Origin of the sequence: Paenibacillus aceris (assembly GCF_017874035.1) — a bacterium.
Lineage (GTDB): Bacteria > Bacillota > Bacilli > Paenibacillales > NBRC-103111 > Paenibacillus_E > Paenibacillus_E aceris.
In genome coordinates this window covers 770,477-786,188 of sequence record NZ_JAGGKV010000001.1, presented here as the reverse complement: position 1 = coordinate 786,188, position 15,712 = coordinate 770,477, and the positions used below count along the sequence as shown (strand labels likewise).

Below are 15,712 nucleotides of genomic sequence, written 5' to 3'. Positions count from 1 at the left end.
GATCGATCGGATCTAAGCCGCCTTCGCGGTTTAGGTCCGATTTCATAAGGAGTGTTGGAGATGGATACAGAATTGTATGTACGGCCTGTTGCAGCGGCAAGCTCCGTAAAGAAGAAAATCAATTGGTATCTGTGGGGAACCCTATTCCTTATCCCGGAGATTGTGTTCTTTATCATTTTCTTGTGGGTACCAATTATTAAAGGGGTTTTCTACAGCTTTTACAATATTGATTTCGTGGATGGCAATCACTTTATTGGTCTGGCAAATTATCTAAGTATTTTTCAGGATGAGCTTCTGCTGATTTCTGTCAAAAATACCTTGTATTATATGGCGCTTGGTATCGTGATTGGCTTCTGGGTTCCTCCGCTCATTGCTATCGCTGTCTCGGAATTGAAGTGGTTTCAGGGGGGAGCGCGCATTATCGGATATTTGCCAAGTGCGATTCCCGCTATCGTCCTCTATGGCATGTGGCAGTGGTTCTATGATGCAGTAGGTCCGATCAACTCCCTTTTGCAAACGTTAGGGCTTCCACAGCTGCAATTCTTCAGCCCTAAGTTAGCCATGGGCTCCATTGTTTTGCTCGAAACATGGCAAAGCTTCGGTGCGGCGACGCTCATCTATATCGCGGCTATCGTAGGAATTCCGCGGGACATATACGAAGCGGCCGAGATCGACGGGGCAAGCGTTTGGCAGCGTATCCGCTACATCACTTTGCCGAGTATCCGAACATTGATGCTGCTTCTACTGCTCTTGCAGGTGATCACTACGTCACAGGGCTTCCAGGCACAGTTGTCCATGACGGACGGCGGGCCGAATAATGCAACGCTAACGTACCTGCTGTGGCTTAATCATACGGCATTCCGCGATCTTGATTTTGGCAAAGCAAGCGCGATGGGCAGCTTAATGTTTTTCGTCTTAATCCTATTGTCTGTGTTATACAATTTGCTGCAGCGCAGAGGTGATAAAGCATGAAGCAAGAAGAACGCGGCATTATTTCAAGATATGATATGAAAAAAGGCACCGTACGCACAGGTTATACCATCATGGTGGTGCTGATGCTCTTGATGGGGGCGACGATGCTGTATCCGTTTTTTGATACGTTTTTCGGTTCGCTCAAAACGCGGGAGGAATTTTTCGCTTTTCCTCCGACCTTTTTCCCAAAAAGCTGGATTTGGACCAACTATAAGGATGCGTTTACCGGATTTGACCTGCCTTTGTTGACATTTCTCAAAAATACTATGCTTATCTATGTCGGCAACGTTATTGTTTCCCTGCTGTTAATCGGATTAGCGGCATACGCGCTGTCGCATTTAAAAGTTCCTTTCAAACGTTGGGTGACGCTGTTCTTCTTTTCCACGCTGCTCATCCCGCCGGCTACGTACATCGTGCCTAACTTACTCAATTTGAAAAGTTTGGGCATGCTGAATACTTACTGGGCTTTCTGGCTGCCGGCTGCGGCGAATGCGTATTTCATGCTGCTGCTCAAAAACTTCTTCGACGGCATCCACAAAGAAATTCTGGAAGCTGCGAGGATCGATGGGGCAAGTGAATTCAGCTCTTTTATCCGAATTGCGGTTCCGCTTTCCACGCCGATCATTGGTACGCTGCTCATGTTATCTTTTTCGGCGACGTGGAACGATTTCTACTGGCCTAGTCTTGTCATGTCGGAAAGAGGAATGTACCCGCTCGCAACAGGCATCTATCTATACGTTGTGTACTCGACATCAGTGATTCCGTGGAGTGTCCGATTTGCGGTATTGACAATGGCAATGCTGCCTCCGGTGGTGTTTTTCCTCGTTTTCCAAAAATTTATTATTCGCGGTATTTCGGTTTCCGGTGTTAAGGGATAAGTGAAGAACGCCCATCAGAAGCTATTTCTGGTGGCGTTTTCTTTTGCCTAAAGGAGAACGTATCCGCTGCAGCGAAACTATGTGAAAGCAAGGCAGATCGGAAACATGACCTGATGGAATGGCTGGAAAGGAAGGAAAGTCAGTATGCGAAAAATGCTGCGTAATATGAATCTGATGAAAAAGCTGATCGTCCTGCTCATCTTATTCGTCGTCATCCCGATATTGGTTTTGGATTTGGTCGTCGCCAAGAAGTTGGAGTCTATTACAGAAGAGCAAGTAGGAAACGCGCTGCTGCAATTAGTGCGGGGAAGTCACTTAACGTTGGATAGGGAAAGCAGCGATTTCGAGGAAAAAACGGAGAAAATTATGATATCTCAGGAGATTCAACAACTTGCCAGCATTCCCTCCTCGTCGGAATATGAGCGGTTTGAAATCTTCAAGAAGCTGGATAAATATTTGAGCAATTATTCAACGAATGCGATTCGCTATTCCATGTTCTTTTCGGATACCGACAAACAGTATTCCTTCGTGCCCAATTCCGATATTTTAAACAACGGCATCTTTTACGCTACCGATTTGAATGCACTCTCTTGGTACAAATCGGTTAGTCAAGCGAAGGGAAAAGGAGTTCTTCGCGTTATCGATAAGTTCGGCTATAATCCGAATAACGTGAAAACCGTTGCTTATTTGCGTCAGCTCAACAGCATTTATAACGGGGAAACCGTCATCGGTTACTTGCTTGTGTCGGGCATTGAGACGCCTCTGCAGCAGGATTTTTCGCCCTTTGATAAGTATGCGGATGGCCAAGTCATGTTACTGGACCAAGAAAATACGGTGCTTGCTACCAACACGGAGAAATTCCAAATTGGCTCTACGATGCCTGTTGCTGCGGATAAAGTGGAAGGTGTTTATAAGCTGAAGGAAGCTGGCGTGGAGTATATGCATGTGCTTCATACAAGTGAAGCTACAAACACGAAACTGCTTATGAGAGTGCCCGTCCAATCGATCATTATTGATCATATCAGTGTGCAGCGTCTTGTGGATTGGATTATGTTTATTTATTTCTTTATTTTGATCTTAGCTAGCATGTACTTTATTCAATCGATCTTGAAGCCGATTTCGAGGCTGGCGCGCATTACCAATTCCTATCATCCGGGCAGGCCGCTGGCGATTTCGATGCATTCGGAGAGTAAAAACGAGATCGTGCTGCTCAGCAATCATTTTATACGGATGACAGACCGTTTGAATCAAACGATTTATGATCAATATGAGCTGGAATTAAAGCATAAAGAAATTGAATTATCGATTCTCCATACGCAAATTAATCCGCATCTCCTCTACAATACGCTGGAGTCAGTCTATTGGCATACGTTTATGGAAGGGGCGACGGAGTCTGCTGAAATGATTAAAGACTTATCGCTCATTATGCGGATCGGACTAAGTAAAGGAAAGCTGTTGATCCCGGTGATGGAGGAAATGAATCATGCGGAGGCCTACGTTCGCTTACAATTGTTCCGTTATGAATACGCGTTTAAGGTACATTGGGACATTGAAGAGGATGCGAAAAAGTATCTCGTGCCGAAGGTCATTCTGCAGCCCATTATTGAGAATGCGATTTTGCACGGCATTAAGCACATGAGCCAGGACGGAGAGTTATGGATTAAGGTGCGAAGCCGCAATGGTCTTGTTACGATCAGTGTCGAGGATAACGGTTACCGGCAGGCGGATATCGATATGTTGAATGCTATTCTGCAAGGGAAAGAAAGCAACCGGGGCTTCGGAATCATTAATGTTCAAAAGCGGATTCAACTGCATTTTGGGGGCAGCTACGGCCTGCATTACAGCCATAGACAAGATCAAGGTGTACGTGCCTGGATTGAGATTCCCGCGATCCTGGATGAGAATGAATGGAAGCAGCCCCCGGCCTAATAAATACGTGCCTTGGCGTGCAGCAGGAGATGGCATCCTCCGAGTAGCAATGGAACGGATCTGGAAATACAGATCAAATAAAGAACCTAGCGGTAAAGATACCGCTAGGTTTCTTTTGCATTCGAAGCGATATGCTATGGTGAGGTTTAGTTTTGCGGTAAACCAAACTCGGTGTCTGTTGATGAATTGTGATCGGAAATTTCCACATATTGATCGACCGTATCCAGAACTTGGCTTAACTGCCAGCGGCTAAAAATAACTTGGTCTGAAGATATGGCATTATAGGTGCTCTCTTCTTTACTAATCTTAAAGCCTCGGTAATTCTCATAAATGGTTCTCATTCTGATCTCTCCCTCGCTTTGATGTATATCTTAAACTATCATCAAACACACTTTTTTGGTAGAGGTGTAAATTGAGAGATATTGTCTATTCCTGACTAATTTCATTTAAAAATGATTAATTGCTTCTATTTTGTTCTCTATAGAGGGTCGGAGGTACCCCGATCTGCTTTTTAAACGCTTTAGAGAAACTAAATAAATCGGGATAGCCAACGGAACTCGCAATTTCTGAAAGAGTATAAGCCGTTTGCTCCAAGAGCAGCTTTGCTTCATTCATTTTCAAGCTCTGCAGGTACTGCATCGGTGTAACGCCATATGTTTTACTGAATTGTTTTGTGAAATGAGTTCTTTCCACACCCACATGCTCCGAGACACGTTCTACGGATATCCCCTCAGCGTAATGGATTTGCATATAAGCGAGGCCCATTTGCAGCCAAGTGAGAGCGCGCTTATGAGGGGTGGCGGCAGGCTTATGGATGCCAGACAATGAATCGAACACACGATAAAGATGATGAAGTCTCGTCAAATCCGACGCCTGCCGTTCTCCTTCGCCTACAGCACCGATGAAATCCCACATGAAGCTAATCGCACGCTCAGTTGCTGTGCCTGAGAGATGCGGAGAATAGGGGCTTAGTCCGATTCGTTCCAACAAGTGAAGCGACTGCTTCCCATCAAAAGCAACGAAGATTTTATGCAGCGGATCGGTCGCGATCGTCCAATATTCATGCGTAACCTGAGGGAATAAACAAAACATGTCGCCCTTGCCAAGTAGAAAAGTCTGATTGTTTTGGATGAAAGTCCCTTGGCCCTCCAGGACAAAAATTAAATAATAGTAGGGCGTCGTTCGGGGGCCGATATGATAATTCGATTTCGCGATGTTATGACCGATGCGAATAGGCCAGACATTGCCTGCTTTTTCAAATTCAGAAGGGGTAAAATAAGTAATTTCCAAATATTCATGGTGATCTTCACGCATATTTTTCCTCAATGACTACACCTCTTTTTCACATTCCCTGCATAATGGAAATTCATGAAGGAAGCAGAAGTACACTTCCATAATAAGATTACAACCCACAAATTGACAAGTTGAAAATAACGCGAATTGACATTGACCCTGGGCGCGGTTCGTTGTTATGATACAAATACATTCTATTCCTACCTTTTTTATAGGATATTGACCAGACAACTGGAAATAGCAAAATAAAATAATGACATCTAGTCGACAGGAGAGCCTGAAATGACACTTCATAAAGAGATTGAGTTTGGTTGGTTTTTACCGACTTCGGGTGATGGCAAGTATGTTGGGGTAGCCCCGGAGCGGGAAGCTACGCTAGATTATTTAATCGGCGTTGCACAGGCGGCAGAGCGGTCGGGCTTTGAATTCGTCCTCATACCAACCGGCGGCGCATGTCTGGACGCTTGGGTAGTAGGTTCTGCGGTGATGAGTCATACTACTTCGTTACGTCCGCTAGTTGCTGTACGTCCTGGGCTTGTTGCCCCAGTGTTAGCAGCGCGTATGGGTGCTGCATTGGATGTGCTATCCGGAGGCAGGGCCATGATTAACGTGGTAACCGGCTCGTCCGTGCAAGATTTAGAAGAGTTAGGAGACCCGCTAGCGCATGCCCACGATGAAAGATATGAGCGGGCGAAAGAGTATGTAGAGGTTATGCAGCAAGCGTGGACGCAAACGGATGTCTTGTCTGCTTCTGAATTTGCCGATGCAACGACTGCATTGCCTGTAAAGGAAAATAAGCCTTACCAAGGCAAATACTATCAATTCAATCGTCCGGTTTCTTCACCTTTAACCATTCAGAAGCCTCATCCGCCTTTTTACCTAGGAGGTAGTTCACCCGCAGCCAAGCGATTGGCCGTTGAATTTGCAGACACATATCTGATGTGGGGAGAGCCGCACGATTGGATTCGTGAGCAAATCGATGAGATAGAAGCGGTACGGGCCGAATATACGGCAGAAACGGGAGTCAATCGTCCCCTTCACTATGGTCTAAGAGCGCAGGTACTCGTTCGTGAAACGGAAGAGGAGGCATGGGCGGCGGCTTGGGAGAGCATCTCAAAAGTATCGCCCGAAGCGATGGAGAAGGCGCAAGCGGCGTTTGCCAAAACAGATGCTACAAACCAGCAGCGTCAGAACGATTTGCGAGAGCTATCGAAAAACCAACAGTTCGTTGTTGGACCCAATCTGTGGACGGGCTTGTCGCTTGTTCGCTCGGGCGGCGCGATCCTCATCGTCGGCACAGCTGAGCAGGTTGCAGATCGTTTAGTCGAGTATGCGGAATTAGGCATCTCTTCGTTCATCCTCTCCGGTTATCCGCATCTGGAAGAGGCGGAGACATTCGGTCAAGCCGCGCTTCCTTTATTCCGGGAAAAATGGCAATTGAAGCTGGCACAAGCCAAAGTGACAACGAAAGGATAATGCGAGCACTATCCCCAATAAACACCTAATCAGGAGGTCTTTCCATGAAAAAACATAAGAGAAAGAGCAGTTTTCTCGTCGCATCTGTCACGTTGTTATCCATTTTAACAGCGGCATGCGGATCAACAACGAGCAGTTCCTCGACTCCAGCAGTATCGTCCGGGACTAATCCAGCCAGCACGACAGCAGCTTCCGGCAAACCTGTCACAATAAGTTTTCTGCATTGGCGTGGAGAAGATGTGAACTCCTTGAATGGCATTATTGCTAAATTCCAAGCGGAGAATCCGTCCATTAAGGTCGAGATGCAAACGATGCCCTCGGAGCAGTACCAATCCACAGCGCAAGCCAAGTTGGCGGACGGTTCTGTTGGCGACGTTTTTACATCGTTCCCTGGCGCTCAATTTGAAGCTTTATCGAAAGCGGGTATTTTCACGGATTTATCTTCGGAAAAATTTCTAAGCAATTTTAATGATACCCTCATTCAAGTAGGCAAAAAAGACGGTAAACAAGTGGCTGTACCCTATCAACTGGTTTACAACGATCCGATTTATAATGTGAAACTGTTCCAAAAGTTTAATCTCACTCCTCCTAAGGATTGGGAAGGCTTTCTAACCTTGTGCGAAACGTTGAAAAAGAACGGCATTATTCCGATTGCTTTTGCTGGTGCTGATATCGGTCCGGGGCAATTTATGAATACGATGGTTATGAACAATGAACCAAGCCCTGATATTTTCACTAAAGTTGAAGCGGGTCAAGCCAAATTAACGGATGAATTCTGGATCAAAACCTTAACTCAATTCAAGGAGCTTAACGATAAGGGATATCTCCAGCCTGATGCGCTTGGCACGAAGGATGCGGCAGCGGGAGCTCTTTTTATCCAAGAAAAAGCGGCCATTCTGGCCAGCGGATCTTACCAATTAGCACAAAATAAAAAGCAAAACCCGAATCTGGAGCAAAAATTGCTCGCTCCCATTACTGTGGCTGCCGATCAGGCAAAATTCGAGGGCGTTCACACAAGCACATTTATGTTAGCGGTGAATAGTAAATCCAAGCATCCGGCTGAGGCTAAGAAATTCATCGAATTTTTAAGCCGTAAGGAAATTGCGGGTACGTATGCGAATGAAACGGGGCAAAATGTAACGGTCAAAGACGTCCAGTACACAACGCCTGAGCTGCAGGTAGCGACAGATTGGGCAAGTAAGAAAACACTCTTCCAGCCACGTTTCAGCATCACCAATGCCGATAATCAGAAGGCCGTAACGAACTCGATTCAGGCTGTGCTCAGCGGTAAATCGCCACAAGACGCAGCGAAAGAAGCGCAGGCTATTATCGATCAGCATCTAGTTAAATAAGATGACACATAATCGCCGAGTTTTATGGTTGTTTCTTCTGCCGGGAACGCTGCTTTATTTGTTATTATTTGTGGGACCGACATTAACAGGACTGTTTTACTCCTTTACGGACTGGGACGGCGTTTCGCCGTCCTATCAGCTTGTCGGTTTAAACAATTACGCCAAAACGCTGCACAACATCGTCTTCCAGAAAGCACTCTGGAACAACACGAAATTCATGCTGACGGTTGTGATCGCACAAACCCTATTGTCCTTGGTTTTAGCGATGCTGCTGGTCAAAAACAGGAAAACTCACGTTCTTCTGCGTGCGCTTTACTTCTTCCCGACCATCCTTTCTTCTGTTGCGGTAGGACTGATTTGGTCGTTTATGTATGATCCGTCACTTGGTCTCATCAACACATTACTCCACCAAACAGGGCTTGGAGCGTGGGGGCAAAACTGGATTGGCGGGGTCAAAATCGCGCTCTACGCCATTGCAGGCGTACAGGTCTGGGCGCATGCCGGGCAAATGATGATTGTATTCATTGCAGGACTGCAGGCGATTCCAGAGGAGTTGTATGAAGCGGCCAAAATGGACGGTGGCACCAAATGGCAGGTGTTCCGCAAAGTGACATGGCCGCTTTTAGCTCCGTCAGCGACAATTGTTGTTGCCTATACGACGATCCAGTCATTTAAAGCTTTTGATTTGATCTTTACGATGACAGATGGCGGCCCCAATTATGCCACCGAAATTTTGACCACTTACATTTATCACACGGCCTTTGCCAACTATTCGTTTGGCTTAGCTTCCGCAGGTTCTGTTTTGTTCCTGACTTTGTTGTCTGTATTAACGGCCTTGCAGTTCAAAGCGCTGCGTTCGGACCGTGTTTCGTATTAAACCAAAAGAGGTTGTACTATTATGGGGATGAAATGGCTCGGTCGCGTTGTGCTGCTGCTGTATGCAGTCATTATCGCTGCACCTTTATATTTTGTTTTTATATCGTCATTTAAGTCGACGCAGCGCTTTTTTGCTTCGCCGCTAGGTTGGCCGAAGCCATTTACACTGTCTAACTTTACGACCATGTTCAAAGGTCAGACGATTGGAAAGTACTTTTTGAACAGTATAGAAGTGACCCTAGGCACGGTGCTGATCGAGCTGCTGCTTGGCAGCTTGATCGCTTATGCGATATACCGGCTTGGCGGTAAAATCGCAATGGTTTTGTTCGCACTGTTCATTGCGGGACTGATTGTCCCTTCCCAGGTGAATATGCTGCCCATCTATTCGTTAACGCATAAGCTTGGCTGGTCGGACAGTCTTTACGGCTTAATTCTTGTCTCCGTCGCCATGCTGATGCCATTAACAGTGTTCATGCTGAAAGGTTTCATGCAAGTTTTGAGCAAAGAGATCCTCGAGGCCGGGAGCATCGACGGCGCCGGCGAGTGGAAGCTGTACTCGCGCATTGCACTGCCTTTATCAGCGCCTTCCTTGGCAGCTACGGCAACCTTTTTGTTCGTGATGGTATGGAACGATCTGCTCATCCCGATGCTGCTTATTAACAGTAAGTCGAAGCTCACGCTTCCGCTTGCTATGCTGCAGTTCCGGGGGGAATATGTGACGGATTACCCGATGCTGTTAACCGGCGTCGTCATTACAGCAGCTCCGATGGTTGTCCTATTCTTGTTTCTGCAGCGGTATTTTGTCGCTGGTGTTATGGCAGGATCTTTAAAGGGATAGTCTATGGCGATTTACGGTATTATATCAAGCTGTCTCTGAGGGTTCTCGAAACCTGATCGGACAGCTTTTTGGTATCGTTGAGATTGTTGACAAAGTTTGACCGGCAGTGTTAATATACAAACAACACATTTAATTCATAGTATTCTTATTGGAATTTAACTAAATCTATTTCTGACCGGAAAACCGGAAGCGTGGATGCTGAGTCCATGCTTTTTTTATTTCGAGAAGCGGAGGTTTTGATGGTATGAATCATACTAAGCTAGATGGAGGAAACATCATGAAAATTGAGTGGTCATTTGAAATGAACAGGCTTTGGTCGATTGAACAGGTTTTGAATTTTGTTGCGATGGCCAACCGCTTTTCCAGCCAAATTTATGTTGGCACAAAAGGGAAAATGCTGAATGCCAAAGGCGTGCTGGGCGTTGTCTCGTTTAGCCTTACACTGGGCTCAAACGGAACGATTATGCTGCAGGTAGAAGGAACGGATTCACAGGAGGCATTCACAGCAGTATCCTTATTTTTGCAAAATGAAGTACGTCGTCAAAGTCCAAACACATTACCTTCCTCATACATGCATAAACACACACGAGTAGCGCAATAATTGGAGGGTGCAAACAGTCAGGAGCTCGCAGCTTGACTGTTTTTGCTATTCTGTGCCTGTTTGTGTTACAGTTAGTGCAGAGGTGATCAACGATGTTGAAGTTGGGGATTTTGGACCAATCGCAAATAGGGGAAGGCCGCACAGCGGCAAATGCGCTGGCTGAAACGACGGAGCTGGCGCAAGAGGCAGATAAATTGGGATATACCCGGTATTGGGTATCGGAGCATCACGCATCGCAAGCGCTCGCACATTCAAGCCCAGAGGTGCTTATCGCGCACTTAGCTGCCAAAACAAATCGGATACGATTAGGATCAGGCGGCATCATGCTGCCTCATTATAGCGCCTATAAAGTAGCTGAAAATTTCCGGTTGCTCGAAGCTCTGCACCCGGGACGAATTGACGTTGGACTCGGTCGCGCTCCCGGCGGGATGCCGATATCAACACGCGCGCTGCAAGAGGGGAAATACACCAGCGTAGATCAATATCCGCAGCAGGTTGCTGATCTGACGGGGTATTTATATGATTCGCTGCCGGCGAGTCACCGTTTCGCGGCTCTGCACGCGTCGCCGATCATTCAGACTGCGCCGGAAATATGGCTGCTCGGATCTTCCTATGACAGCGCAAGAATTGCGGCAGATCAAGGGGCTTCCTTTGGCTTTGCGCAATTTTTTGGCAATGCGGATTGCGAGCAGGCTTTGCGAATATATCGCGAGCATTTTAAGCCGTCGATTTTGAATGAACAAGCTCATTCACTAGCGGCGGTAATGGTTATTTGTGCAGATACGGAAGAAGAGGCGAAGCGTCTGGCTACGAGTACGGATTTATTTTTCCTGTCGCTTGGCCGCGGCGCACTGCTGCCGTCTTTTCCTTCCGTTGAAACGGCTATGAATTATCCCTATACGCCAGGGGATCTGGCTATGATTCAGGATCGCCAACATAAGCGTATCGTCGGTACGCCGGAGCAAGTGAAGGCGGAGATGCTTAAGCTTAACGAGGCCTATCAAGCCAACGAAATTATGGTTGTGTCACCGATTCATGATGTTGCCGCGAGAATTCATTCGTATCGATTGCTGGCAGAAGTGTTTGACCTGCAGGGGTAACAGATTTGCGAGTGGCTAGTCGCTATGTCATTTTTGAGCAATCATTTGCGTTTTTTTGGTCTTGCCATTACACTTAAACAAAAAATGGAGTGGTGAAATGAGCAAGAATAGAGTTTGGAATAAGGGAAAGCGTAATGGCGGCGGTGGGCCTGCGCCTGGTACGGGCTATAAAGAAAAGCTTGCTGCGGCTGTGCGGGAAGAAGGCAAAAATCCGGAGATTGATTACAACAACCCTGTTAATCAAGTTCGGCCGATGAAACGTGAGAATTGGGTGGAGCGCCCCGTTCGCGTCGTTCGGGAACAACCTAAAACATGAATTGTAGAAAACCTATTCGGTCATGAAAATGATTCCGGATAGGTTTTTTTGGTCATCCGAGCGGGGTTATTAGACTTATGCTGAACCTTCCCCTGACATAAACGCTGCGGATCTCCATATGAATGGAAGAGGAGTCTCACGTCAAAACGTGTCGACAAGCAGCAGGGAGGGAATCCATGAATGAAGTCGGTATTTAAACTTGAATTAGAAGAAGCGAGGGTTATGATTGCAGCAGGCATTCAAGCCGCGGTTGCTGCTGGCGCAGCCGAAACGATATGTATCGTAGACGATGGTGGTTACGTGATCGCCTTGGAAAGAATGAATGGCGCTCGCAATACGAGTCCTGAAATGGCCATGGCAAAAGCTTTTACAGCCAGCGGTCACCGGCGTTCGACGCATTTGTTTAATCAGCCGGGCGGCCCGGCGACGATCCATGGAGAAGCCTTCGGCATACATGCAATGATGCCCGGAAGGTTTGCTATTTTTGTCGGAGGGTTCCCGATTGTGGTGAATGGGAGCGTCATCGGCGGAGTTGGCGTAAGCGGAGGAGCAGGGGAAGACGATATTGCCGTTGGCGTAGCGGCGTTAAAGGCGCTTCAGTCGTATTTAGGCGACGGATATGAGGTGATGACGGAGCCTGATATCAAGAAATAAAACAAAGCCCCGAATCTCCCATAACAGGCGAGCGGGGCTAATGATTAAAACATAAGATTTCTTACATAATGAAAGGTTTCATTGATAGTTTCATCGGAAAGCTGTTCTAAAGAAATGTCGATGCCAGGCTTAACCCTGTGGAGCTTTTCCAGGAACGATTGGGTCTGGAAAATGCCTTGACCTGAGCGTACCGATTCAAGCTTGCCGTCACGAACGATAACATCCTTCAAATGAGCAAGGACGATGCGGTCGCCGAAAGCTGCAAAAGCCCCATCCAGGAACTCCTCTTGATTATCAACATCAGCAGGTGGCAGCAAATTCACAGGATCAAATACGACGCCCAGGTTGCTCGACGGTATTTCTTCCATGATGCGTACCATTTTTTCTTTACTGGATAACGTGTGGGTAAAAACGGGCTCAAGACCGATGTTAACTCCCCAGCGCTCCGCTTCCTCGGATAATTCCTCTACCGTCTGCTTAAGCAGTTCACAACCTATGGCTTCATATCGCTCGGCATCCTGCGAGAGATATGTCGTTAAGTCTGCCGTTTCTGTTGCGACAATGGACGTCCCGAAATCTCTGGCATAGCGCAGATGCTCTTTGAATCGGTTGATTTCATAGCGGCGCTGCTGCGGATCCGGGTGAATCGGATTGATGTAACAGCCGAGAACGCCAATGCGGATCCCAGCTCGATGAAACTGTTCGCCAATATGATTGGCGAGTCCAGGACTAAGCTTGCCCAGACTTGTGTCGATATCGCTGATGGCTTTGCTGAGAGCCAGCTGTACGAAGTCAATGCCTCGTCCGCGTAGCTTCTCTGTTAATTGGTTCAGTGGAAGATGGCCGACGGTATGAGCAAGTGTGCCGATTCCCATTTATCTTGCCATCCATCCGCCGTCCACGCATAAAACGTGTCCGTTCATATAATCGGAAGCGCCCGAGGACAAGAACACAACAGGACCTTTCAGATCCTCAGGTGAGCCCCAACGGCCTGCCGGGATACGCTCAGTAATGGATTGCGTGCGCTTCTCATCTTTCAGAATTGGCGCTGTATTGTTCGTCGTCATGTAACCAGGGGCGATGGCATTGACTTGAATGCCTTTGCCTGCCCATTCGTTTGCTAATGCTTTGGTAACACCGGCAATCGCATGTTTGCTTGCGGTGTAGCCTGGTACATTGATGCCGCCTTGGTAAGTTAGCATGGAAGCAATGTTGACGATTTTGCCGCTGCCGCGCTCGATCATGTGACGGCCGATCAGCTGGCACAGGAAGAAAGCGGAGTTCAAGTTCAGGTCGATCACATCGTGCCAGTCTTGACGCGCATGGTCGACAGCCGGCGTACGACGGATGATTCCGGCATTGTTCACAAGAATATCGATGCCGCCGTAAATGCCGATAGCTCTATTCACGACATCCTCAAGGATGTCTTCGTTGCTTAAATCTGCTGCAATTAGCTCAGCTTTACCGCCTAACGCACGGATCGCTTCAACCGTTTGCACGCTTTCGGAAGAGGATACGGCAATAACGTTAGCGCCGGCTTCGGCAAGGCCGATAGCCATTGCTTGCCCTAGACCGCCGGAAGCACCGGTTACGAAGGCTGTTTTTCCTGCTAAATTAAAAAGTGTCATGAATGATACTCCTTTTCACTAGTGAGTGACGATTTGGATGCCGGCATCACGGTATTGTTTGGCCGTTTCTGCAGGCAAGTTGCTGTCGGTTATGATCATGGCGACTTCAGATAAAGAGGCGAAAGTACGCAAGGCGCACTGGCCGAATTTATAGTGATCGGCAACGCCGTAGACGGTTGCGCTCGATGCGATCAACGCGCGCTTGTAATCGGCGTGATCACTTGTATAAATCGTAAAGCCGTGCTGAAGATGAACGCCGGTAGCAGAAATGAACGATTTCTGAATGTTAAGCGAATTCACATACGCAACAGCTTCAGGGCCTGCAAGCATGTTTCTCGTTCTATACCCGCCTGGAACAACGAGCCGAATTTCTTCCTTATGGACAAGCTCGGAAATAATGTATAGATCATTGGTTACAACAGTAAGCGGCTGATTATCCAGCCGCCTAGCGATTTCAAGTGTTGTGCTGCCGCCGTCGAGAGCAATGATGTCCCGCGGCTGAATGTATCGCAGAGCAATCGTTGCAATTTCCGATTTTTGATCGGCGTGTTTGACGATAGGCTCTTTCGCCGAGAGAATGCCAAGCTGATCGCTTTGGGCGAGCATAGCGCCGCCATGAATGCGGACGAGCAGCCCTTTTTCCTCTAGCTTGGCCAAGTCTTCGCGTATTGTTTTGCCTGTTACGTCCAGTCGCTCGCTAAGCTCGTTAACGGTAACTTCTTTCTGTGCCAGGAGGATTTCCATTATCGTTTCGTATCTGCGTAAAGGATTCATCGATGATCATCACTTTCCAAAAGAGAGATTATCGATTATTTTAAATCCTTCATAGCCACGGCGTCCATATCGTCGAACATTTGATTTTCGCCAGCCATACCCCAGATGAATGTGTAGTTGTTTGTGCCTACGCCGCTGTGAATGGACCAGCTTGGGGAAATGATTGCTTGCTCATTGCGCATAACAACGTGACGTGTTTGTTGCGGTTCGCCCATCATATGGAAAACAACCGCATCTTCCGGCATATCGAAGTAGAAGTAAACTTCAGAACGGCGGTTATGTGTATGGGAAGGCATAGTGTTCCACATGTTACCCGGTTTAAGAAGCGTCATCCCCATAACGAGTTGACAGCTTTGAATACCGTCTAAGTGAATGTATTTGTAGATCGTACGCTCGTTGGATGTGTTGATGCTGCCTAGGTGAGCAGGAGTAGCTTCGCTAATGGCTGCTTTTACAGTTGGGTATGTTTTGTGAGCAGGCGTTGAGTTGAAGTAGAATTTAGCAGGCTCAGCAGCATTTTCGCTGGCAAATGTAATGTCCTTCGAGCCAAGACCGATGTAAATGCAGTCCTTGGAATCCATGTTGTACACAGTGCCGTCAACTGCAATTGTGCCGCGGCCGCCAACGTTAATGATCCCGATTTCGCGACGCTCTAAGAAATAATCAGCTGCCATTTCTTTTTTGTCCGCTTGCAGTTGAAGAGTGCTTGTCGTCGGAAGTACGCCTCCGATGATAAAACGGTCAACGTGGGAGTATACTAATTTAATCTCGTTAGGTACAAACAAAGCGTTGATTTGAAATTCGGATTGCAGGCGCTCTGTGTCAAATTGTTTAACTTCATTCGGGTGTGATGCGTAACGGATATCCATGTGATAATCGCTCCTTGGAATGGTTTATTTGAGTTGATATGGGTTCATATAGGTTTAATTTACTCCAAACGTGAGGATTAAGCAAGTCTTTTCGGCAGATGTTTCAAATCATTTTTAAACGGTGAATAAAGGAGAAACATTAAGGAAACAACAACC

Annotated in this window: 17 protein-coding genes; 11 read left to right on the top strand and 6 right to left on the bottom strand. The window is 47.1% G+C overall.

The annotated features are described in order from the left end of the window. The first annotated feature begins 60 nt into the window (after window positions 1–60). The 3 genes from J2Z65_RS03795 (at window position 61) to J2Z65_RS03785 (ending at window position 3,779) form a co-directional block, all read left to right on the top strand. Window positions 61–972: a carbohydrate ABC transporter permease gene (locus J2Z65_RS03795; RefSeq protein WP_167063291.1), complete on the top strand. Its 912-nt coding sequence runs from the start codon at window positions 61–63 to the stop codon at window positions 970–972. Next, entirely contained in the window at window positions 969–1,850 is an 882-nt protein-coding gene (locus tag J2Z65_RS03790; protein ID WP_167063294.1) for a carbohydrate ABC transporter permease, read from the top strand. Before J2Z65_RS03795 ends, J2Z65_RS03790 begins: the two co-directional genes overlap by 4 nt. A 144-nt stretch (window positions 1,851–1,994) precedes the next feature. After that, window positions 1,995–3,779: a sensor histidine kinase gene (locus J2Z65_RS03785; protein WP_167063297.1), complete on the top strand. Its 1,785-nt coding sequence runs from the start codon at window positions 1,995–1,997 to the stop codon at window positions 3,777–3,779. Window positions 3,780–3,925: 146 nt separating this feature from the next. On the opposite strand, the gene J2Z65_RS03780 is transcribed toward J2Z65_RS03785, so the two are convergent. Both J2Z65_RS03780 and J2Z65_RS03775 read right to left on the bottom strand, forming a co-directional pair. After that, the gene (locus tag J2Z65_RS03780) at window positions 3,926–4,120 is read right to left on the bottom strand and encodes a hypothetical protein (RefSeq protein ID WP_167063300.1); all 195 of its coding nucleotides are present in this window, start codon (window positions 4,118–4,120) and stop codon (window positions 3,926–3,928) included. A gap of 115 nt (window positions 4,121–4,235) precedes the next feature. Beyond that, on the bottom strand, window positions 4,236–5,105 hold the full coding sequence (locus tag J2Z65_RS03775) for a helix-turn-helix transcriptional regulator (RefSeq protein ID WP_167063303.1): 870 nt from the start codon (window positions 5,103–5,105) through the stop codon (window positions 4,236–4,238). A gap of 249 nt (window positions 5,106–5,354) precedes the next feature. On the opposite strand from J2Z65_RS03775, the gene J2Z65_RS03770 reads away from it, so the two are divergent. The 8 genes from J2Z65_RS03770 to J2Z65_RS03735 all read left to right on the top strand — a co-directional run bounded on the left by J2Z65_RS03770 (window position 5,355) and on the right by J2Z65_RS03735 (window position 12,285). After that, window positions 5,355–6,548 (top strand): LLM class flavin-dependent oxidoreductase, encoded by a 1,194-nt coding sequence (locus J2Z65_RS03770; protein ID WP_167063306.1) that lies wholly within the window; start codon window positions 5,355–5,357, stop codon window positions 6,546–6,548. Window positions 6,549–6,592: 44 nt separating this feature from the next. After that, window positions 6,593–7,900, top strand: coding sequence for an ABC transporter substrate-binding protein (locus J2Z65_RS03765; RefSeq protein WP_167063309.1), 1,308 nt, complete (start codon window positions 6,593–6,595; stop codon window positions 7,898–7,900). A 1-nt stretch (window position 7,901) separates the two neighbouring features. Further along, window positions 7,902–8,777 carry a carbohydrate ABC transporter permease gene (locus J2Z65_RS03760; RefSeq protein ID WP_193581047.1) on the top strand — a complete coding sequence of 292 codons (876 nt, stop codon included), beginning with the start codon at window positions 7,902–7,904 and terminating at the stop codon, window positions 8,775–8,777. A gap of 21 nt (window positions 8,778–8,798) precedes the next feature. Beyond that, entirely contained in the window at window positions 8,799–9,614 is an 816-nt protein-coding gene (locus J2Z65_RS03755) for a carbohydrate ABC transporter permease (protein ID WP_167063312.1), read from the top strand. Between the two features lie 277 nt (window positions 9,615–9,891). Then, the gene (locus J2Z65_RS03750; RefSeq protein WP_167063315.1) at window positions 9,892–10,215 is read left to right on the top strand and encodes an HPr family phosphocarrier protein; all 324 of its coding nucleotides are present in this window, start codon (window positions 9,892–9,894) and stop codon (window positions 10,213–10,215) included. A 92-nt stretch (window positions 10,216–10,307) separates the two neighbouring features. After that, a complete protein-coding gene (locus J2Z65_RS03745) occupies window positions 10,308–11,315 on the top strand; it encodes an LLM class flavin-dependent oxidoreductase (protein ID WP_167063318.1) in 1,008 nt (335 codons plus the stop codon). Between the two features lie 97 nt (window positions 11,316–11,412). Beyond that, window positions 11,413–11,631 carry a hypothetical protein gene (locus J2Z65_RS03740; RefSeq protein WP_167063321.1) on the top strand — a complete coding sequence of 73 codons (219 nt, stop codon included), beginning with the start codon at window positions 11,413–11,415 and terminating at the stop codon, window positions 11,629–11,631. A 180-nt stretch (window positions 11,632–11,811) separates the two neighbouring features. Next, window positions 11,812–12,285 (top strand): GlcG/HbpS family heme-binding protein, encoded by a 474-nt coding sequence (locus tag J2Z65_RS03735; protein WP_167063324.1) that lies wholly within the window; start codon window positions 11,812–11,814, stop codon window positions 12,283–12,285. 44 nt (window positions 12,286–12,329) lie between these two features. On the opposite strand, the gene J2Z65_RS03730 is transcribed toward J2Z65_RS03735, so the two are convergent. Genes J2Z65_RS03730 through kduI form a run of 4 tightly spaced genes read right to left on the bottom strand, consistent with a single transcriptional unit; the run spans window position 12,330 to window position 15,556 of the window. Next, complete coding sequence (locus J2Z65_RS03730; RefSeq protein ID WP_167063327.1) at window positions 12,330–13,160, bottom strand: sugar phosphate isomerase/epimerase family protein; 831 nt, start codon at window positions 13,158–13,160, stop codon at window positions 12,330–12,332. After that, on the bottom strand, window positions 13,161–13,913 hold the full coding sequence (gene kduD, locus J2Z65_RS03725; protein WP_167063330.1) for a 2-dehydro-3-deoxy-D-gluconate 5-dehydrogenase KduD: 753 nt from the start codon (window positions 13,911–13,913) through the stop codon (window positions 13,161–13,163). A gap of 18 nt (window positions 13,914–13,931) precedes the next feature. Continuing rightward, complete coding sequence (locus J2Z65_RS03720; protein ID WP_167063333.1) at window positions 13,932–14,687, bottom strand: DeoR/GlpR family DNA-binding transcription regulator; 756 nt, start codon at window positions 14,685–14,687, stop codon at window positions 13,932–13,934. Between the two features lie 35 nt (window positions 14,688–14,722). After that, a complete protein-coding gene (gene kduI / locus J2Z65_RS03715; RefSeq protein ID WP_167063336.1) occupies window positions 14,723–15,556 on the bottom strand; it encodes a 5-dehydro-4-deoxy-D-glucuronate isomerase in 834 nt (277 codons plus the stop codon). Between the last annotated feature and the right edge of the window lie 156 nt (window positions 15,557–15,712).